Origin of the sequence: Micromonospora sp. B11E3 (assembly GCF_039871625.1) — a bacterium.
Classification (GTDB): Bacteria; Actinomycetota; Actinomycetes; order Mycobacteriales; family Micromonosporaceae; genus Micromonospora.
On record NZ_JBDPMC010000069.1, the window covers coordinates 1 to 18927 of the forward strand.

General features: G+C 74.2%; 16 protein-coding genes, 1 tRNA gene, 1 pseudogene and 1 riboswitch. Of the genes and pseudogenes, 15 read left to right on the plus strand and 3 right to left on the minus strand.

The features are described from left to right. Positions 1–146: 146 nt before the first annotated feature. On the plus strand, positions 147–974 hold the full coding sequence (locus tag ABGB16_RS26360) for a M15 family metallopeptidase (RefSeq protein WP_347670780.1): 828 nt from the start codon (positions 147–149) through the stop codon (positions 972–974). Between the two features lie 53 nt (positions 975–1027). Beyond that, positions 1028–1534, plus strand: coding sequence for a DinB family protein (locus ABGB16_RS26365; protein WP_347670781.1), 507 nt, complete (start codon positions 1028–1030; stop codon positions 1532–1534). Positions 1535–1580: 46 nt separating this feature from the next. Here the strand turns inward: ABGB16_RS26365 and ABGB16_RS26370 are convergent, their stop codons facing one another. Beyond that, the gene (locus ABGB16_RS26370) at positions 1581–2381 is read right to left on the minus strand and encodes an alpha/beta hydrolase family protein (protein ID WP_347670782.1); all 801 of its coding nucleotides are present in this window, start codon (positions 2379–2381) and stop codon (positions 1581–1583) included. 152 nt (positions 2382–2533) lie between these two features. On the opposite strand from ABGB16_RS26370, the gene ABGB16_RS26375 reads away from it, so the two are divergent. The 3 genes from ABGB16_RS26375 to ABGB16_RS26385 all read left to right on the plus strand — a co-directional run bounded on the left by ABGB16_RS26375 (position 2534) and on the right by ABGB16_RS26385 (position 4643). Beyond that, entirely contained in the window at positions 2534–2926 is a 393-nt protein-coding gene (locus ABGB16_RS26375) for a hypothetical protein (RefSeq protein WP_347670783.1), read from the plus strand. A 411-nt stretch (positions 2927–3337) separates the two neighbouring features. Next, positions 3338–3414 (plus strand) — tRNA-Gly (locus ABGB16_RS26380). A 29-nt stretch (positions 3415–3443) separates the two neighbouring features. After that, positions 3444–4643: an RtcB family protein gene (locus ABGB16_RS26385; RefSeq protein WP_347670784.1), complete on the plus strand. Its 1200-nt coding sequence runs from the start codon at positions 3444–3446 to the stop codon at positions 4641–4643. A gap of 80 nt (positions 4644–4723) precedes the next feature. On the opposite strand, the gene smpB is transcribed toward ABGB16_RS26385, so the two are convergent. Next, positions 4724–5212: an SsrA-binding protein SmpB gene (gene smpB / locus ABGB16_RS26390; RefSeq protein ID WP_347670785.1), complete on the minus strand. Its 489-nt coding sequence runs from the start codon at positions 5210–5212 to the stop codon at positions 4724–4726. Between the two features lie 97 nt (positions 5213–5309). On the opposite strand from smpB, the gene ABGB16_RS26395 reads away from it, so the two are divergent. The 7 genes from ABGB16_RS26395 to ABGB16_RS26425 all read left to right on the plus strand — a co-directional run bounded on the left by ABGB16_RS26395 (position 5310) and on the right by ABGB16_RS26425 (position 12328). After that, complete coding sequence (locus tag ABGB16_RS26395; protein WP_347670786.1) at positions 5310–5855, plus strand: RNA 2'-phosphotransferase; 546 nt, start codon at positions 5310–5312, stop codon at positions 5853–5855. A gap of 34 nt (positions 5856–5889) precedes the next feature. Further along, positions 5890–6303 (plus strand): type II toxin-antitoxin system Phd/YefM family antitoxin, encoded by a 414-nt coding sequence (locus ABGB16_RS26400; RefSeq protein ID WP_347670787.1) that lies wholly within the window; start codon positions 5890–5892, stop codon positions 6301–6303. A 141-nt stretch (positions 6304–6444) separates the two neighbouring features. After that, positions 6445–7464, plus strand: coding sequence for an alpha/beta fold hydrolase (locus tag ABGB16_RS26405; protein ID WP_347670788.1), 1020 nt, complete (start codon positions 6445–6447; stop codon positions 7462–7464). Beyond that, the gene (gene htpG, locus ABGB16_RS26410) at positions 7461–9374 is read left to right on the plus strand and encodes a molecular chaperone HtpG (protein WP_347670789.1); all 1914 of its coding nucleotides are present in this window, start codon (positions 7461–7463) and stop codon (positions 9372–9374) included. The genes ABGB16_RS26405 and htpG overlap by 4 nt, the downstream gene beginning before the upstream one ends. 417 nt (positions 9375–9791) lie before the next feature. Beyond that, complete coding sequence (locus ABGB16_RS26415) at positions 9792–10211, plus strand: helix-turn-helix domain-containing protein (protein WP_347670790.1); 420 nt, start codon at positions 9792–9794, stop codon at positions 10209–10211. A gap of 243 nt (positions 10212–10454) precedes the next feature. Continuing rightward, positions 10455–10622: riboswitch (cyclic di-AMP (ydaO/yuaA leader) on the plus strand. A 2-nt stretch (positions 10623–10624) separates the two neighbouring features. Then, complete coding sequence (locus ABGB16_RS26420; protein WP_347670791.1) at positions 10625–11263, plus strand: transglycosylase family protein; 639 nt, start codon at positions 10625–10627, stop codon at positions 11261–11263. A 138-nt stretch (positions 11264–11401) separates the two neighbouring features. Beyond that, the gene (locus ABGB16_RS26425; protein WP_347670792.1) at positions 11402–12328 is read left to right on the plus strand and encodes a diacylglycerol kinase family protein; all 927 of its coding nucleotides are present in this window, start codon (positions 11402–11404) and stop codon (positions 12326–12328) included. Positions 12329–12343: 15 nt separating this feature from the next. On the opposite strand, the gene ABGB16_RS26430 is transcribed toward ABGB16_RS26425, so the two are convergent. Next, positions 12344–14863, minus strand: a complete 2520-nt coding sequence (locus tag ABGB16_RS26430; RefSeq protein WP_347670793.1) for an AMP-binding protein — start codon at positions 14861–14863, stop codon at positions 12344–12346. Positions 14864–15001: 138 nt separating this feature from the next. Here ABGB16_RS26430 and ABGB16_RS26435 point away from each other — a divergent pair, with 138 nt between their 5' ends. The 3 genes and pseudogenes from ABGB16_RS26435 to ABGB16_RS26445 all read left to right on the plus strand — a co-directional run. Beyond that, entirely contained in the window at positions 15002–16024 is a 1023-nt protein-coding gene (locus ABGB16_RS26435; RefSeq protein ID WP_347670808.1) for an iron ABC transporter substrate-binding protein, read from the plus strand. Between the two features lie 59 nt (positions 16025–16083). Further along, positions 16084–17604 carry an iron ABC transporter permease gene (locus ABGB16_RS26440; protein WP_347670809.1) on the plus strand — a complete coding sequence of 507 codons (1521 nt, stop codon included), beginning with the start codon at positions 16084–16086 and terminating at the stop codon, positions 17602–17604. After that, positions 17601–18605 (plus strand): annotated as a pseudogene (locus tag ABGB16_RS26445) (ABC transporter ATP-binding protein); the annotation flags it as partial. The gene ABGB16_RS26440 and the pseudogene ABGB16_RS26445, both read left to right, overlap by 4 nt. Positions 18606–18927: the final 322 nt, after the last annotated feature.

An 18927-nucleotide genomic window follows, 5' to 3' on the forward strand; every position in this document is an offset into this window, starting at 1 on the left:
AACTCCAAGTACCAAGCCCGCGGACCCAACGTAGACCGGCATAGCTACAAAGCCACCATCGCGATCGACATCATCACAAACCATTGCGAAACACCCGCCGGACCTTAACCGAGCGGCGTTGGGGCTAACCCTGCTACACAGGGTGGATGGGGCGGCGGCGGCGGCCGGGCCGGCCGGGGTGGTGGGCCGCCCTGGCCGTCGCCGCCGCCGTGCCGCTGGCGGCCTGCCCGGCGCCGCGCGGGCCGGCCCCCGCGCCGCCCCCGACGCCCGCCGAGCCGCGCGCGCCGGCCGGCTTCGTCGTCCTGTCCGACGTTGATCCCACGATCGTCTCCGACATCCGGTACGCCACGGCCCACAACTTCGTCGGCCGGCCGATCGCCGGGTACGCCGAGCCCCTGTGCGTGCTCACCCGGCCCGCGGCCGAGGCGCTGAGCCGGGTGCAGCGGGCCGCCCGGGCCGCCGGGCACCGGCTGAAGGTGTACGACTGCTACCGCCCCCAGCGGGCCGTGGCCGACTTCGTGGCCTGGGCGGGGCAGCCCGACGAGCAGCGGATGAAGGCCGAGTTCTATCCCCGGGTGGCCAAGGCGAGGCTGTTCGACGACGGGTACGTCGGCGCCCCCACCGCGCACAGCCGGGGCAGCACCCTGGACCTGACCCTGGTGCCCGACCCGCCGCCGCCCCAACGCCCGTACGTCCCGGGCGAGCCCCTTGTCGCCTGCACCGCGCCGCCCGGCGAGCGCTTCGGTGACAACGGCGTCGACATGGGCACGGGGTTCGACTGCTTCGACCCGCTCGCACACACCGCCGACCCGCGGGTCACCGGCGCGGCCCGGGCCAACCGGGAACTGCTGCGGCGGCTGATGACCGACGGCGGGTTCACCAACTATCCCCGCGAGTGGTGGCACTACCGGTACGATGCCGAGCCGTACCCGGACACGTACTTCGACTTCCCCGTGGCGCGCTCCGCGCTGTGATCGCCGTGGCGCGCTGTCATCCGGGGCCCGGCCGGTGGCTAGGGTCGCAGGTCATGACCACCCAACGCCCCGCCCCGCCCCTGATCGCCGACGAGCGCGAGATGCTGCGCGCCTTCCTCGACTTCCACCGCGCCACCCTGGCCATGAAGTGCGAGGGCCTCACCGACGAGGAGTTGCGCCGCCGGTCGTCGCCGCCGTCGACGCTGAGCCTGCTCGGCCTGGTCCGGCACATGGCCGAGGTGGAGCGCGCCTGGTTCCGGCGGGCGATCAACCGGGAGGACGTCCCGCTGGTCTGGTCGGACAGCGGCGACTTCCAGGAGGCGTACGACGTCTCGTCGGCCAGCGCCGCCGAGGCGTTCGAGGCGTGGCGAGGCGAGGTCGAGCACGCCCGGCGCATCGAGCGGGCGGCCGAGTCGCTGGACGTCCTCGGTCACCAGCCGCGCTGGGGCGAGGACGTTTCGCTGCGCCTGGTGATGCTGCACATGATCCACGAGTACGCCCGGCACAACGGCCACGCCGACTTCCTCCGGGAGGCCATCGACGGCACGGTCGGGGCCTGAGCGGGCCCCCGGCCGGCGGGGCCGTCTCCGCCGGACGGTCGGCCGGTCACGCCGCGCCGGGGGCCGCCCCCTCGCGGGTGCGCAGCGGCAGCCACGCCAGCACGTCGCGGATCTTCGCGTCCCAGTACGCCCAGTCGTGCGCGCCGGGGGAGAAGTCCACGGTCAGCGGCACCCCGCGCCGCCGTGCCGTCTCGACGAACCGGGTGTTGTCGTCGAACAGGAAGTCCTCGGTGCCGCAGGCGACGTACAGCGCGGGCAGGTCGTCGCCGGCGCGCTCCAGCAGCGCCATGGTGTCGTCGTCGCTGCCGGGCACCTGCCGGTCGCCGAACGCCGTGCGCCACACCGCCGGATTTACCGGGCTGGTGGGATGGTCCCGCCGCCGGGCGACGTCCAGCGCCCCGGACAGGCTCGCCGCCGCCGCGAACCGGCCCGGCGCCCGCAGCGCCCACTTCACCGCCCCGTACCCGCCCATGGACAGTCCCGCGACGAAGGTGTCCTCCCGGCGCTCGGAGAGCCGGAAGAACGACCGGCACACCTCGGGCAGTTCGGCGCTGAGGAACGTCCAGTACCGGTTGCCGTTCGCCTCGTCGGTGTAGAAACTCCGCCCGGCCTGCGGCATCACCACGGCCAGCCCCAACGGCGCGACGTACCGCTCGATCGACGTGCGCCGGGTCCAGATCGTGTCGTCGTCGCTGAGCCCGTGCAGGAGATACAGCACGGGCGGGTCGCCGGCGGGCGCACTGGCGGCCAGCCCGATCTGGGAGCCGCCCCGCTCGGGCAGGAGCACGGTCATCGAGGTGCCCATGCCCAGCGCCTCGGAGTGGAAGTCGCACCGGATCAACGCCATGAGCGCCGATGCTACGCGGACGCCCCCGGCCCCGCCGCCGTCCCCGGCGGCCGGAGGAACTTCGGCCGGGACGTCCGAGAGGGTAGATCATCGGTTTACCAGCCTGTAACGTCCAGGATGCTGGAGCTGTCACAGAGAAGTGGGAGTCAGTGGTGAGCGACGTGTCGACGGCGCTGGGTGTGCGCCTCTACCCCGACCTGGTCGAGCTGGGTGGGCTCGCGTCCGCGCTGGCCCTCACGGCCACCCGGCTCCAGCTCGACGCGGGCCGGATCAGCGCCCCCGAACAGGGCCGCGGCCGCTTCACCTGCGCCTGGCTGACCTCCGAGCGGGGGACCGTCACGGTCAGGCTGGGCTCCCAGGCCCGGTACTTCATGGTCGACCTGGCGACCGACGGCGGGACCAGGGCCTGCGGGGACACGATCGACCTGGACCAGGTCGTGCGGGTGGCCGCCGCGTGGCGCGACGGGACGTCCCTGGCCGACCTCAGCGCCCGGTTCCGCTTCGTCGACCACGTCAGCACCGCCCCGGTCGCCGAAACGGCCTGACCGGTACGTCCGCACCGGGCCCGCCGGGTGGTGGGCCCGTTCGCGGCAGCTTCCGCCGGCAGCGAGGTGGGCCCGTCGCGGCGGTTCCCGCCGGCCCCGACCGGCGCCGGCGATATCAATTGTGGCCACCGCGACCCTGGCCTACGGTGAACGGGCAACGTCGAACGCACGAGCCGGAGGAGGTCGCCGTGGCGAAACGCATCCGCACCCAGGCCCAGCGGCCTACGCCGCGCGGCGGTGCCCGGCTGCGCGCCGGCACACCAGCCCGGGGCCGGCGGCGACCGGGGTGGCGGCGCGGATAGCGCCCCACGACCCGCGCAGCCGTCCGACCCGACCGGGGCCGGGCGGCTTTCTCGTCCACCGGCCCCCAACGGTGGAAACCCTCACCTGGCGTCCCTCAGGGACGATCCCGCGTTGTAGCGCAGCCTGGGCAGCGCGTCACCCCGCCACGGTGAAGATCGCCGGTTCGAATCCGGCCAACCGCTCCACAGAGGAAAGACCGACCAAGGAGACGACGATGGTATTCACCCCCCTGCCGGGCACCCGCGCGCCCGTACGGGTCTGGACCGACCCGTACGGCATCGAGCCGCAGGCGGCCCAGCAGCTGCGCAACATCGGCGCGCTGCCGTGGGTCGAGGGCGTGGCCGTCATGCCGGACGTCCACTTCGGCAAGGGCGCCACCGTCGGCTCGGTGATCGCGATGCGGCAGGCGGTCTCCCCGGCCGCCGTCGGCGTGGACATCGGCTGCGGGATGTCGGCCGTGTGCACCTCGCTCACCGCCGACGACCTGCCCGACGACCTCGCCCCGCTGCGCGCCGCGATCGAGGCGGCGATCCCGGTCGGCTTCGCCAAGCACGACGACGCGGTCGACCCGCGCCGGATCCGGGGGCTGGAGCAGCGCGGCTGGGACGACTTCTGGCGGCGCTTCGGCACCCTCGACAAGCGGGTGGCGCAGCTGGAGACGCGCGCCCAGCAGCAGCTGGGCACCCTCGGCGGGGGCAACCACTTCATCGAGGTCTGCCTGGAGCAGGGCGGCCCCGACGCCGGGCGGGTCTGGCTGATGCTGCACTCCGGGTCGCGCAACATCGGCAAGGAGCTGGCCGAGCGGCACATCGGCATCGCCCGGCGGCTGCCGCACAACGCCGACCTGCCCGACCGGGACCTCGCGGTGTTCCTCGCCGGCACGCCGGAGATGGAGGCGTACCGCCGGGACCTGTGGTGGGCCCAGGAGTACGCGCGGCGCAACCGCGCGGTGATGCTGGCCCTGCTCAGCGGCGTGGTCCGGGACCGCTTCCCGCAGGTGGGCTTCGACGAGCCGATCAGCTGCCACCACAACTACGTGGCCGAGGAGACGTACGGCGGGGTGGACGTGCTGGTCACCCGCAAGGGCGCCATCCGGGCGGGCGCCGGCGACCTGGGCATCATCCCGGGATCGATGGGCACGGGCTCGTACATCGTGCGCGGCAAGGGGAACCCGGACGCGTACTGCTCGGCCTCCCACGGCGCCGGGCGGCGGATGTCGCGCGGGCAGGCGAAGCGGACGTTCAGCACCGAGGACCTGGCGCGGCAGACGGCCGGGGTGGAGTGCCGCAAGGACGCCGGCGTGGTCGACGAGATCCCCGGCGCGTACAAGGACATCACGGAGGTGATGGCCCAGCAGGAGGACCTGGTCGAGGTGGTCGCCCACCTCAAGCAGGTGGTCTGCGTGAAGGGCTGAGCACCGGCCGGCGCCCCACCGTGGGACGCCGGCCAGCCGCGTGGCCGCCGCCCCTGGCGCGGCCCGGCGTCGGGGGGCGCTCAGGGGCGCCGGGCGCGGGCGCCCTTGAGACGGCGGCCCAGCTCCCGGGCGATCTCCCGGTTGGCGTCGCGCTCGGCGATCGCCTGGCGCTTGTCGTACGACTTGCGGCCCTTGGCCAGGCCCAGCTCGACCTTGGCCCACCCGTTGGCGAAGTACATCGACAGCGGCACGAGGGTCAGCCCGCCCTCACGCATCCGGTCCAGGATCCGGTCGATCTCGGTCCGGCGCAGCAGCAGCTTGCGGGTGCGGCGGGGCTGGTGGTTGGTCCAGGTGCCGAAGCCGTACTCGGCGATGTGCAGGCCGTACAGCAGCAGCTCGCCGTCGCGTTCCTGGGCGAAGGCGTCCACCAGCGAGACCCGGCCGGCGCGCAGCGACTTCACCTCCGTGCCGACGAGCACCAGCCCCGCCTCGTACGTCTTGAGGATGGTGTAGTCGTGGCGGGCCTTCCGGTTCGACGCGACGAGGGTGCGTCCGGTCTCCCTGGGCACGATCGGCCTTTCGTGGTGGTGGCGCGTTGTCGGGGTGGGTGGCGTCCTGAAGATTAACCCGGGTGCGGTGCGGGGCCGTGGCGGCCACAATGCCGGGATGGATCACCGAACGATGGTCCGCCTGAGCAAGCGGATGTCCCGGGCGCTGCGCCACGAGCCGCACCGGATCGGGCTGACCCCGGACGGGGCCGGCTGGGTTCCGGTGGACGACCTCCTCGCCGCGATGCGGATCGACCGGGCCGACCTCGACGCCGTGGTGGCCGGCAACGACAAGCAGCGCTTCGCGGTGCGGCGCGGCCCCGACGGGATCGAGCGGATCCGGGCCAACCAGGGGCACACCATCCCCGTCGACCTCGGCCTGGCCCCGCAGTCCCCACCCGACCGGCTCTACCACGGCACCGGCGCCGCGGCGCTGGACTCGATCCGGGCGACCGGCCTGAACCGGGGCGGGCGGCACCACGTGCACCTGTCGCCGGACGTCGACACCGCCCACCGGGTCGGCGCGCGCCGGGGCGGCCCGGTCGTGCTCCTCACCGTCGACGCGGCGGCGATGTCCCGCGCCGGCCACGTCTTCTACCGCAGCGCCAACGGCGTGTGGCTCACCGACGAGGTGCCTCCCGCCTACCTCACCCAGGACGGGTAGGTTTCTTGTCGTACCCGGCGTCCAGCATGGACGCATGGCTGCTCCCGCACTGGCCCACGAGCCCACCCCGCCGCGTGCCCTGCCGCTGCGCGAGGCCCGCACCCGGCTGACCCAGCTCGTCGCGATGGCCGAGCTCACCGACACGGTCACGCTGGTCACCCGCGACGGCGACCCGCGCCCGATCGCCGCGATCGTGCCCGCCCCCGCCGCCCGGACGGCGGCCCAGGCCCGCGCCGACACCGACCGCCTCGCCGCGGTCACCGCCGGCTGGGCCCGCCGCCTCGACGAGCTGCACCGGCAGAGCGGCCGGCGGCACGCCGCCGAGTTGCGGGCGGTGACCGCGGCGCTCGCCGAGGTGTGGGCCGAACTCGACCGCCGGGTGACCCCCGGCAGCGACCCGGCGCTGGCCCGGCTCCGCGCCGCCCACGCTGACCTGCTGCGCGACTGACCCGCGGCGAGCGCCGGGTTATTGCGGTTTCGCCTCGGCCCCGTCCCCCGATAGCATCGCCCGCCGCTCAGCCCAGGGCGGGGAACGGGGGAGGACACCGGGCAGGCCAGCTACCCGCCGATCGAGCCGTACGACCAGGGGATGCTCGACGTGGGCGACGATAACCACGTGTACTGGGCGGTGTCCGGCAACCCGGACGGGGCGCCGGCGCTCGTCGTGCACGGCGGCCCCGGCGCCGGCTCCGGTACGGGCATCCGGCGGCTGTTCGACCCCGCCCGCTACCGCGTCGTGCAGTTCGACCAGCGTGGCTGCGGGCGCAGCACGCCGCACGCCGCCGACCCGGCCACGGACATGCGGCACAACACGACGGAGCACCTGCTGGCCGACATGGAGCGGTTGCGCGAGCACCTGGGCATCGCCCGTTGGCTGCTGTTCGGCGACTCGTGGGGCGCCACCCTGGGCCTCGCGTACGCCCAGCGGCACCCGCGGCGGGTCAGCGCCATCGTGCTGGTCGGGGTGACCATGAGCCGCCGCTCCGAGATCGACTGGCTGTACCGGGGCGTCGGCCGGTTCTTTCCGGAGCAGTGGCAGCGGTTCCGCGACGCGGTGCCGGAGGCCGACCGCGACGGGGATCTCCTCGCCGCGTACGCACGGCTCCTGGGGCACCCCGACGTCGAGGTGCGGCACCGGGCCGCGAACGCCTGGCTGGCGTGGAGGACGCGGTCATCTCGCTGGAGGCCAACGGCCGGCCGAACGCCTACAGCGACCGGCCGTCGGACGCCCGGGTGGCGTTCGCCCGCATCTGCGCCCACTACTTCTCCCACGGCGCCTGGCTCGACGAGGACGCCCTGCTGCGCGGCGCCGGGCGGCTCGCCGGCATCCCCGGCGTGCTCGTGCACGGCCGCCTCGACCTCGGCTCGCCGCTGGAGACGCCCTGGTCCCTGGCCCGCGCGTGGCCCGACGCCGAACTGGTCGTGGTCGCCGACTCCGGGCACACCGGCAGCGACACCCTGCGCGGGCACCTGCGCGCCGCCCCCTCGACCGGTTCGCCGCGTCGGCCGGCCGCTGTCCGCTTCCCCCGGGCGGCTGGCGCGACGGGCAGCAACGGCTCGTATCCTGTGCGCGAAGGGTCGATTACTTCCCAGAAGGGGGTCGGTGTGAGCAACCGGATCGAGACGTTGGAGTTCCAGGCGGAGGCCCGCCAACTGCTCCAGCTGATGGTCCATTCGATCTACTCGAACAAGGACGTCTTCCTGCGCGAGCTGATCTCCAACGCGTCCGACGCGTTGGACAAGCTGCGCCTGGAGTCCCTGGTCGACAAGGATCTCGCAGCCGACGTCTCCGACCTGCACGTCGAGATCGAGGTCGACCGCGACGCCCGCACGCTCACCGTCCGGGACAACGGCATCGGCATGTCCCGCGACGACGTCGTCCGGCTGATCGGCACCATCGCCAAGTCGGGCACCGCCGAGCTGCTGGCCAAGCTGCGCGAGTCCCAGGACTCGGCCGCGTCCGCCGATCTGATCGGGCAGTTCGGCGTCGGCTTCTACGCCACGTTCATGGTCGCCGACAAGGTCACGCTGCTGACGCGCCGGGCCGGGCAGAGCGAGGGCACCCGCTGGGAGTCCACCGGCGAGGGCACGTACAGCGTGGAGACCGTCGACGACGCCCCGCAGGGCACCGCCGTCACGGTGCATCTCAAGCCCGAGGACAGCGACGACCACCTGTACGACTACACGGCCGAGTGGAAGATCCGCGAGATCGTCAAGCGGTACTCGGACTTCATCGCCTGGCCGATCCGGATGACCGTCGAGCGCAAGGGCGCCGACGACGAGGTCACCCGCGAGGTGCAGACGCTGAACTCGATGAAGGCGCTGTGGGCCCGCCCGCGCAGCGAGGTCGACGAGGCCGAGTACAAGGAGTTCTACAAGCACGTCAGCCACGACTGGGCCGACCCCCTCGAGACCATCCACATGAAGGGCGAGGGGACCTTCGAGTACGAGGCGCTGCTGTTCCTGCCGTCGCACGCCCCGGTCGACCTGTTCGCCCCGCAGGCCCGCCGCGGTGTGCAGCTCTACGTCAAGCGCGTGTTCATCATGGACGACTGCGAAGCGCTGATGCCCAACTACCTGCGCTTCGTCAAGGGCGTCGTCGACGCGCACGACCTGTCGCTCAACATCTCCCGCGAGATCCTCCAGCAGGACCGCCAGATCAGGGCGGTCCGCCGCCGGCTGGTGAAGAAGATCCTCGCCACGGTCAAGGAGATGAGGACCGAGCACGCCGAGCGCTACCGCACCTTCTGGTCCGAGTTCGGCCCCGCCCTCAAGGAGGGCCTGCTCGACGACCCGGACAACACCGAGGCGATCCTCGACGTCGTCTCCGTCGCCTCCACCCACGACCCGGAGCAGCTGACCGGGCTGCGCGACTACGTCGAGCGGATGAAGGACGGCCAGACCGACATCTACTACATGACCGGGGAGTCCCGGTCGATGATCGAGAACTCGCCGCACATGGAGGCGTTCCGGGCCAGGGGCTACGAGGTGCTCATCCTCACCGACCCGGTGGACGAGGTCTGGGTCGACCGTGTCGGCCAGTTCGACGGCAGGCCGCTGCGCTCGATCGCCAAGGGGCAGGTCGACCTGGACACCGAGGAGGAGAAGAAGGAGGCCGAGGCCGCCCGCGAGCAGCAGCGCCAGGAGTACGCCGACCTGCTGACCTGGATGACCGAGAAGCTCCGCGACAACGTCAAGGAGGTCCGGCTCTCCACCCGGCTGACCACCTCGCCAGCCTGCGTGGTCGGGGACGCGCACGACATCACCCCGACGCTGGAGAAGATGTACCGGGCGATGGGGCACGAGGTGCCGCAGGTCAAGCGGATCCTGGAGCTGAACCCGGGGCACCCGCTGGTGGAGGGGCTGCGCAAGGCCCACGAGCAGGGCGCCGAGTCCGACGCGCTCGCCGAGACCGCCGAGCTGCTGTACGGCATGGCGCTGCTCGCCGAGGGCGGCGAGCTGGCCGACCCGTCCCGGTTCGCCCGCGTCCTCGCCGACCGGCTGGCCCGCACCCTGTAGGGCCGCGGAGGACAGGTACGAGCCGGCCGGCGCCACGACGGCGCCGGCCGGTTCTGCCGTGCGGGCCCCTCTCACGACCGCTGGTTTCGACACCGAAGGTCCACCAGGCCGGGTGTGCCTCCTGTGGAGCTGATGTGGGCGGGAGGTGCCGTGGCCGTCGCCGATGGATGCTCGGCGCGGGGCGTCCGGGACAGCCGCCGGTCGGGCGAGCGGAGACAATGCTCCCGTGCGGGGGTCACGGGTTCGCGGGACGGGATTGGCGGCGGCCGTGTTGCTCCTGCTGGCCGGCTGCTACCAAGAGACGCGGGCCAGTGCTCCGCCCTTCAGGGTCGGGGGTGAAGGCCCGCGCGGGATGGTCGCCAAGGTCCGATCGTGCCCTGTCCAGGATGGTCACAGGTCGGAGCTATGGTGCTCTGTGTGCAGCTTCGGTACAACTACCGGGTTTATCCGACGTCGGGTCAGCAGCAGGCGCTGGCGCGGGCGTTCGTGTCCTGTCCGGAGGGCCCGCCGCGGGCCGTCCGGCCGGTGGAGATCCCGGGGTCGACCCAGGACGATCTGCGGCGCGTCCTGTCCGGTCACGCCGCGCCCACGGAGCAGGGTGTCCGGGCGGCGCTGGCCGGCCTTGACCTCGATCCCCTGATCATCCAGCAGGTCGCGGCGGTGGACGGGGTCGTCGGAGTGGCGCTGCGCGGCAGCCAGTACGACTGCCTGCTGGCCCGCGTCGACGGTGAGCGGGCGGAGGTGTGGCGGCCGAGCCGCGTCCAGCTCGCTCCCGGGGAGTTGAGCTGCACGGCCGACGTCGCCGCGCGCGGGCTGGGCCAGCGCCCGCCGCACTGACCTGAGTGGGGGATGGCTCGCCCCCGCGATGGGCGGGACCGGACGGAAACCACGATGTGTGACCGCCGCCCTGTGTGGGGAGGGCCGGGTCGGAATCGGTCCGTCGGCTGCCATGCACGTCCGGCGCGGCGGCGCACCTCGACTGTGGAGCCCGTCGCCCGAGCGGGTGACGAAGGTGACAAGAGGTGGGCGGCCGTCGCGGATGGTGCCTAACGTCGGTCGGGTCCACGAACGTGGACACCACGGTCGGTAACGCCTAATCCTGCCGCCGGCCGTCGGCACCTTGTCCTCAGGGCAGGAGCGGGGGACCCAACGTTCCTCGGTGCACCGTCACCTCGGGGTGAAGCCGCCACCGGCGGCCGGGCTCCTCGGCCCGAACCCGACAGCTCACCTCGTCGGCGTGGAGGATCACCATGGCAACTGAATACATCGCCCGCCACCGTCGGGTGACCGCTCTCCGTGCCGCCGTCGCCGCGGGCGCCGTCGCCGGGGTCGTCGCCCTGTTCGGGCCCGCCGCCCCGGCCCAGGCCGCGGTCAACTGGGACGCCATCGCCCAGTGCGAGTCCGGCGGCAACTGGCACATCAACACCGGCAACGGCTACTACGGGGGCCTCCAGTTCTCGCAGGGCACCTGGGCCGGCTACGGCGGCAGGAAGTACGCCGCGCGCGCCGACCTGGCGACCCGCGGCGAGCAGATCCGCATCGCCGAGAAGGTGCTCAGGGGCCAGGGCATCGGGGCGTGGCCGACGTGCGGCAGGAAGGGCGGCTCGACCAAGACGTACAGCCCGAGGTCGGAGACGAAGGCCGCCCCGAAGAAGGAGCGGTCCTCGCGTATCGAGAAGCCGGCGTCGCGGAGCAAGCGGGACACCACGAAGGGCGCCCCGGCCACCGGCGGCGGCCGGACCTACGTGGTGCGGTCGGGGGACACCCTGTCGGAGATCGCGCAGGCCAAGGACGTCCGGGGCGGCTGGCGCGCGCTGTGGCAGAGGAACGAGCGGGTGGTGGGCGACCAGCCCGACCTGATCTTCCCCGGCCAGCGGCTCAGCCTCTGACGCACGGTCGTCGGCCGATGCGGCCCGGCGACCCGGCACACCGAAGCGCCCGGCCGGTCCTCCGGCCGGGCGCTCGCGTCCCAGGGCCCGGGGTCGGGGACGCGTGGACTCCGGGCCGGCTGGGTAACACCGGCGGGCATGAGCGCCAGCACGCTGATCAGGCCCGACGAGGCCGCCCCGGGCCGCGTCGGCACCGTCGCGGTGGTCGCCCACCGGAAGAAGACCCTCGGCGGCGGCCTCGACGAGCTGCGCGCCACGCTGGTCGGCGCCGGCGTCGAGGACCTGCTCTGGTACGAGGTGTCCAAGAGCCGCAAGGCGCCGAAGAAGGTCCGCAAGGCGCTCGACAGGGGCGCCGGGCTGGTTTTCGTGTGGGGCGGCGACGGCATGGTGCAGCGCTGCGCCGACGCCCTCGCCGGCACCGGGGTGCCGATGGCGATCCTGCCCGCCGGGACGGCGAACCTCTTCGCCACCAACCTGGGCGTCCCGGCCGACCTGCCCGGGGCGGTGCGGGTGGGCCTCAGCGGCCGGCGGCGCCGGCTCGACCTGGGCCGGCTCAACGGCGAGCACTTCGCGGTGATGGCCGGCGCCGGCTTCGACGGCGAGCTGATCGGCGAGGCCGACCGCCGGCTCAAGGGCCGGCTGGGCCGCCTGGCGTACGTGTGGACGGGGCTGCGGCACGTCCGCGGTGAGCTGGTCCGCACCCGGGTCCGGGTGGACGGGGCCGACTGGTTCGACGGCGAGGCGAGCTGCGTGCTGTTCGGCAACGTCGGCACGATCACCGGGGGCATTCCCGCGTTCGACGACGCCCGCCCCGACGACGGCGCGCTGGAGGTCGGGGTGGCCACGGCGGCCGGCGCGGTGGACTGGGCGCGGACGCTCGGGCGGATGGCCGCCGGCCGCTCGGACGAGTCGCCGTTCGTGCGGATCACCCGGGGCCGGAAGATCACCGTACGGTTCGCCGCGCCGCGGACGTACGAGCTGGACGGCGGGGCGCGGGCGGAGACGAAACGGCTGAAGGTCAGGGTGCGGCCCGGGGCGCTGACGGTCTGCTGCCCCGACGACTGACGGTCGGAGCCCGGTTCACCCGAGGGCCGCGGCGCGCGCCCGGGCGCGGCGTACCACCGCCGGCAGCCGCCGCGCGGCCAGCCGGGCGAGCGCCGCGCAGCCGATCCCCACAGCCAGGGACGCGACCAGCGCCGCCCACCGCGACCAGGGGGCGACCAGCGGCATCACCTGCCAGTGGGTGAGGTAGACGTACAGCGAGCTGCCGGCCAGCAGCGCCGCCGCCCGGTTGACGGTCCGCCGGCTCGGCAGCCGGGGCACCCAGACCAGCAGCGCGAACCCGGCCACGACCAGCGCCTCCCGCGCGGGCTGACCGAAGAACCCGGGCACCGTGAGCAGGGCGGCGGCGGTGACCACGACGCGCCGGGCGGTCGTGTCGGCGCGGGCCGCCGCCCAGCCGAGGGCGAACAGCCAGAACACCACGACGGCGGACGGGACGTGGCCGCGGGCGGCCAGCCCCGGCAGGTCGTACCGGGTGACGAGGCCGAGCGCGGCGAGGGCGAGCGGCAGCGCGAACGGCAGCCGCCGCTCCAGCCGGTCCACCGCGGGCACGGCCAGCAGCGCGACCGCGGCGAGCAGGATGTACACCAGCGCCTCGACGAACCAGAACTGCCACTCGGTGGCCCCGCCGTGCGGCCCGAGGACGCTGTTGAGCAGCAGGACGTTGGTCAGCCCGTAGTCCCCGGTGACCGCGCCGGCCGCGGCGATCCAGAGCACCGCCGGCAGCACCACCCGGGCGATTCCGCGCCCGGCCGAGCGTAGCCGGTTCCGGCGGGGCGCGTCGGTGAGCTGGAACCGGGCGAAGTTGAACCCGGCGACCGCGAGCAGCAGGTGGGCGCCGCCCTTGACGGTGAACAGCGGGATGTGCGACCCGACGATCGCGACGATGGCCGCCGCCCGCAGCGCCACGCTCGTCTCCAGCACGGCGGTGCGGCGGCGGGGCGTCTCCGGCGCGGGCCGGCGCAGGTCCCGGATGGCGGTGGTGTGCCAGTCGGCGGGCAGCCCGCCCAGGGCCTCCTCCAGCCGGACGGACATCTCCACGTACGACAGGGAGTCGCCGCCGAGGGAGACGAAGCTGTCCTCCGGGGTGACCTCGGTCACGTCCAGTACCCGCTCGTACAGCCGGCACAGGTCGACCCCGGCGGCGTCCGGCGGGTCGGCGGGAAGCGCGAGCAGGGCGGTCCGGTCGGGCTTGCCGTTGCCGAGTCGGGGCAGTTCGGCCAGCACGTGCACCCGCATCGCCCGCGCCGGCAGGCCGGCCGCCGCGGCGGCGAGCCGCCGGACACGGTCGGCCTCGGCCGGGGCCTGTGCCGCCACGACCAGCTCCCGGTCGGTGCCCGCGCAGTACGCCGACACGCCGGCCGCGCGCAGCCGCTCCTCGACCCGCGCCAGGTCGACGCGCAGCCCGAAGACCTTGGCGAACCCGCCGACGCGCCCCACGATCTCCCACAGGCCGTCGGGGGCGCGGCGGGCCACGTCGCCGGTGCGCAGCTCGTCGACGGTGCGGCCGAGGGCCAGGTCGGCGGGACCCTCGGCGTAGCCGAGCATCACGTTCGGCCCGGTGTAGACCAGCTCGCCGGTGTCCGGCTCCGGCCGGTCGGGCAGGGGGCGCAGTCGGAACGAGCCGCCGGGCACCGGTACGCCGATCGCCTCCGGGCGGGTGGCCGCCAGGCGCGGCGGCAGGTATGCCATCCGGGCCGTGGCCTCCGTCTGGCCGTACATGACGTACAGGTCCCAGCCGCGCCGGCGGCCGAGGGCGGCGTACCGGGTCACCCGCTCGGGGTCGAGCCGTCCGCCGGCCTGCGTGACGTAGCGCAGGTGGGGCAGGCGCATCTCGGCGAAGCCCACCCGGTCCAGCAGTTCGAAGGTGTACGGCACGCCGGCCAGGGCGGTGCCCCGGGCCGCGCGGAACAGCTCCCAGAACCGGCGGTCGGCCACGGACAGGTCGGTGAGCACGAGCGCGGCCCCGCGCAGCAGGTGGCTGTTGACCACCGACAGCCCGTAGCAGTAGTGCAGCGGCAGGGTGGTGGCGGCCCGGTCGGTGTCGCGGATGCCCAGGTAGCCGGCGATGGCCTCGGCGTTGGCCTGGAGGTTCGCCCGGGACAGCCGGACGAGCTTCGGCGAGCCGGTCGAGCCGGAGGTGCTCAGCAGCAGGGCCAGGTCGGGGTGCAGCTCGTGCCGGCTGGCCGGGCGGCGCTCGTCGACCACCAGCGTCCCGCCGACGCGGCGCAGTACCACGTCCGGGTCGTACGACCGGATCAGCGCGTCGGTCGCCGCGGCGTTGTCGCCGGGGGCCAGCAGCAGCGGGTGCCCGCCCGCGAGGGCGGCGAGGTACCCGACCAGCTCGTCGAGGCGGTTGGCGCCGGCGAGCAGGACCAGCCGCCGGTGCGGGCCGAGGCGGGTGGTCAGCTCGTCGACGCGGCCGGCCAGGTCCTGGTAGCTGAGCCGGGCGTCCGCGGTGATCACGGCGGGGCGGTCGCCGTGGCCGGCCAGGGCGGCGGCGAACGGCACAGGCTCGACGGCGGGGAGCACGCGCATGGCGCACAGGTTAGGCCAGGCTCACCTCACTCGGGAAGCCCGGGTCGGCGGCTCGCCGCCGGCCTGGTCGGGGGAACGGACTTGCGCGGGAGTCGATAGCTAAGGTAAGCCTTACCTGTGCAGAAGCGTCTGAGTGTCATGCTGGCCGCCACCCTGGCCGGCCTCCTCTCCCTGACCGCCTGCGGTGGCGGCGACGACGGCGGCGACCCGGGCAAGCCGAACGACAAGCGGCTGACGATCTACAGCGGCCGCAGCGAGGCCCTGGTCAAGCCGGTGCTGGAGAAGTTCGAGAAGTCCTCCGGAATCAAGGTGGACGTCCGCTACGGCACCACCGCCCAGATGGCGGCCCAGCTGCTGGAGGAGGGCGAGCGCAGCCCCGCCGACGCCTTCTTCGCCCAGGACGCGGGCGCGCTCGGCGCCGTCACCAAGGCCGGCCAGCTCGCCACCCTGCCGCAGGAGGTGCTGGACCGGGTGCCCGCGGCGTACCGGGCCAGCGGCGGGCAGTGGGTCGGCGTCAGCGGCCGGTCCCGGGTGCTCGCCTACAACACCGACCAGGTCACCCAGGACCAGCTGCCCACGTCGGTGTTCGAGGTGACCGACCCCCGGTGGAAGGGCAGGATCGGCGTCGCCCCCACCAACGGCTCGTTCCAGGCGTTCGTCACCGCGCTGCGGGTGCAGCACGGCGACGCCAGGGCGAAGGAGTTCCTGACCGGGCTCAAGGCCAACGAGCCGCAGATCCGCGAGAACAACGTGCAGATCGTCGCCGACATCGACGCCGGCAAGATCGCGGTCGGCCTGGTCAACCACTACTACGTCTACGAGCTGGCCAAGGAGCGCGGCGGCGACCCCACGACGCTCAAGGCGCGGCTGCACTTCTTCCCCGACGGCGACACCGGCGGGCTGGTCAACGCGGCCGGCATCGGCCTGCTCAAGCGGGCCGGCTCCGACCCGGACGCCCGCGCCCTGGTCGACTACCTGCTCGGCACCGAGGCGCAGACCTACTTCGCCACCCAGACGTTCGAGTACCCGCTGGCCGCCGGCGTCCCGGCCGCGCCCGGCCTGCCGCAGCTCGCCACGCTCGAGGCGCCGAAGATCGACCTGAACGACCTCGACACGCTCGACGCGACGGTCGCCATGATCAAGGAAACGGGGCTGGCCTGAACGGCGTCCTCGCCGGTGACCGCCGGGCCGGCACGCCGGCCCGGCGGTCACCGCGTCGTATCCTGCCCCGGCCCGGCCTGACCGTCGCGTCGGCCGCCGCCGTCGCGGTCGCCCTGCTGCCCCTGGTCTACCTCGGCGTACGGGCCGGCGAGGCGGGCTGGGACCGGATCACCGGCGAGCTGTTCACCGACCGGGTCGCCGTGCTCGCCGGCCGCAGCCTGGCCCTGGCCGCCGTGGTCACCGTCGCCTGCACCGTGCTCGGCGTCGGCGCCGCGTTCCTCGTCGCCCGCACCGACCTGCCCGGCCGGCGCGCGTTCGGCGTCCTAGCGGCCCTGCCGCTGGCCGTGCCCACGTACGTCGCCGGATTCGCCTGGATCGCCACCGTGGACGGGTTCGCCGGCTTCTGGGCGGCGGCGCTGCTGCTCACCGTCTGCTCCTACCCGTACGTGTTCCTGCCGACCGTCGCCGCGCTCACCCGCGCCGACCCCGGGCAGGAGGAGGTGTCCCGGTCACTGGGCCGCGGCCCCTGGGCCACCCTGTTCGGGGTGACCCTGCGCCAGGTCCGGCCGGCCGTCGCCGCGGGCGCGCTGCTGGTCGCCCTGTACGTGCTCTCCGACTTCGGCGCGGTCTCCCTCGTCCAGGTCGACACCTTCACCCGGGCCGTCTTCACCGCGTTCAACCTCGGCTTCGACCGCACCGGCGCGCTGGTGCTCTCCACCGTCCTGGTCGTCCTCACGGTGCTGCTGATCGGAGCCGAGCTGACCACCCGCACCCGCGACGCCCGGTACGCCAGCACCGCCGTCCGGCCGCCCGTGCGGCTGGCGCTGGGCCGGTGGCGGTGGCCGGCCGTGGCCGCCCTGCTCGCGGTCGACGCGCTGGCCCTCGGCGTGCCGGCCGCCGGGCTGGCCCGCTGGCTCGCCGCCGGGGTGTCCCGCCCCGGCTCCCTCGCCGAGATCGCGGCGGCCGCCGGCGGGTCGCTGTCGGCGTCGCTGGTCGGCGCGGGGTTCACGATGCTGCTGGCCCTGCCGCTGGGGCTGCTCGCCGCCCGCGCCCCCGGCCCGGTGACCACGCTGCTGGAACGGCTCACCTACGTCGCGCACGCCCTGCCCGGCGTGGTGATCGGCCTGTCCCTGGTCTTCTTCGCCGTCAACGTCGCGTACCCGCTCTACCAGAGCCGGTGGCTGCTGGCGCTGGCGTACGCGACGCTGTTCCTGCCCCTCGCGGTCGGCGCGGTCACCTCCGCCGCCGCGCAGAGCCCGCCCGCCGTGGAGGAGACGGCCCGGTCGCTGGGCCGGGGACCGTTCGCGGTGTTTCGCACCGTCACCCTGCCGCTGACCCTGCCCGGCATCGGCGCCGGGGCGGCGCTGACGTTCCTCACCTGCATGAAGGAGCTCCCGGCCACGCTGCTGCTGCGGCCCACCGGGATGGACACCCTGGCCACCGAGCTGTGGACGCACACCTCCACCGCCGCGTACGCCGCCGCGGCCCCGTACGCCGCCATCCTCGTCGCGCTCGCCGCCGTGCCCACCTGGCTGCTCGCGGCCCGCACCGGACTCACCGACCCCGGAGGCACCCGATGACCGAGAGCATGCTGACGGTGGCCGGCCTGGCCAAGTCGTACGGGGCGGTGCCCGCCCTCGCCGGCGTCGACCTGGACGTGCGCCGCGGCACGCTGCTGGCGGTGCTGGGCCCGTCCGGCTGCGGCAAGACCACCCTGCTGCGCTGCGTCGCCGGGTTCGAGCGGGCCGACCGGGGCTCGATCACGGTCGCCGGCCGGGCGGTCGTCGGGGACCGCGTGCACGTCCCGGCGCACCGCCGCCGCGTCGCCGTCGTACCGCAGGAGGGGGCGCTGTTCCCGCACCTGTCCGTCGCCGACAACGTCGGCTACGGGCTGGACCGGGCGGCCCGCCGCTCCGGCCGGGTCGAGGAGGTGCTCGACCTGGTGGGCCTCGCGGGGTACGGCGCGCGGATGCCGCACCAGCTCTCCGGCGGCCAGCAGCAGCGGGTCGCGGTGGCCCGCGCGCTGGCGCCCCGGCCGCCGCTGGTGCTGCTGGACGAGCCGTTCAGCGCCCTGGACGCGAAGCTGCGCGCCGAACTGCGGGCCGACGTGCGGCAGGCGCTGCGCGCCGACGGCGCCACCGGGGTGCTGGTCACCCACGACCAGGGCGAGGCACTGTCCATGGCGGACGCCGTCGCGGTCATGGACGCCGGGGTGATCGTGCAGTGCGGGACGCCCGCCGAGGTCTACCGGGATCCGGCCGACCCGTGGGTCGCCCGGTTCGTGGGCGACGCGGTGCTGCTGCCGGCCACTGTCGACGACGACGTGGCGGTCACCCCGCTGGGCCGGCTGCCGCTGCGCGGTTCCGCCGCTGGGGGCGCGGCGACCGTCCTCGTCCGGCCGGAGCAGATCCGGCTCGCCCCGTCCGGCGGTGCGCCGGCCACGGTGGTGCGGCAGGACTTCCACGGGCACGACGCGCTGACCACGCTGCGCCTCGACGACGGCACCCTGCTGACCGCGCGGACCCTCGACGAGGGCACCGGCCTGGCCGCGGGCGCCCAGGTCGCCGTCACCGTGCGGGGGCAGGTCCGGGCGTACGCCGGGCAGGGTCTGGTCAGCCAGCCGGCGGGATCTTCCAGAGGGTCGTTGAACGCGACGCTGTCGAAGAAGGCCACACCGTCGACCACCTTGCCGTCCCGCAGGGTCAGAAACCAGGCGTAGGTGTTCTCGTACGGGGTGCCGGCGACGGTGACGCCCCTGCCGTCGAACACGGTGATCACCCTGTTGGCCTCGACGTCCTCGTAGATTCCCCGCATCTTCACCGGCCGGTACGGGCTGTCCGGCCTGAACCGCGGCCACAGCCTGCGGGAACCCCGAACCCCGGGGGCCTGATGTGTGCGGTCCC

Bases quoted from the DNA above. Each gene is read 5' to 3' on its own strand.
- ABGB16_RS26360 (WP_347670780.1), top strand. From the start codon at position 147: ATGGGGCGGCGGCGGCGGCCGGGCCGGCCGGGGTGGTGGGCCGCCCTG.
- ABGB16_RS26365 (WP_347670781.1), top strand. From the start codon at position 1,028: ATGACCACCCAACGCCCCGCCCCGCCCCTGATCGCCGACGAGCGCGAG.
- ABGB16_RS26370 (WP_347670782.1), bottom strand. From the start codon at position 2,381: ATGGCGTTGATCCGGTGCGACTTCCACTCCGAGGCGCTGGGCATGGGC.
- ABGB16_RS26385 (WP_347670784.1), top strand. From the start codon at position 3,444: ATGGTATTCACCCCCCTGCCGGGCACCCGCGCGCCCGTACGGGTCTGG.
- ABGB16_RS26395 (WP_347670786.1), top strand. From the start codon at position 5,310: ATGGATCACCGAACGATGGTCCGCCTGAGCAAGCGGATGTCCCGGGCG.
- ABGB16_RS26400 (WP_347670787.1), top strand. From the start codon at position 5,890: ATGGCTGCTCCCGCACTGGCCCACGAGCCCACCCCGCCGCGTGCCCTG.
- ABGB16_RS26405 (WP_347670788.1), top strand. From the start codon at position 6,445: ATGCTCGACGTGGGCGACGATAACCACGTGTACTGGGCGGTGTCCGGC.
- ABGB16_RS26420 (WP_347670791.1), top strand. From the start codon at position 10,625: ATGGCAACTGAATACATCGCCCGCCACCGTCGGGTGACCGCTCTCCGT.
- ABGB16_RS26425 (WP_347670792.1), top strand. From the start codon at position 11,402: ATGAGCGCCAGCACGCTGATCAGGCCCGACGAGGCCGCCCCGGGCCGC.
- ABGB16_RS26430 (WP_347670793.1), bottom strand. From the start codon at position 14,863: ATGCGCGTGCTCCCCGCCGTCGAGCCTGTGCCGTTCGCCGCCGCCCTG.
- ABGB16_RS26435 (WP_347670808.1), top strand. From the start codon at position 15,002: ATGCTGGCCGCCACCCTGGCCGGCCTCCTCTCCCTGACCGCCTGCGGT.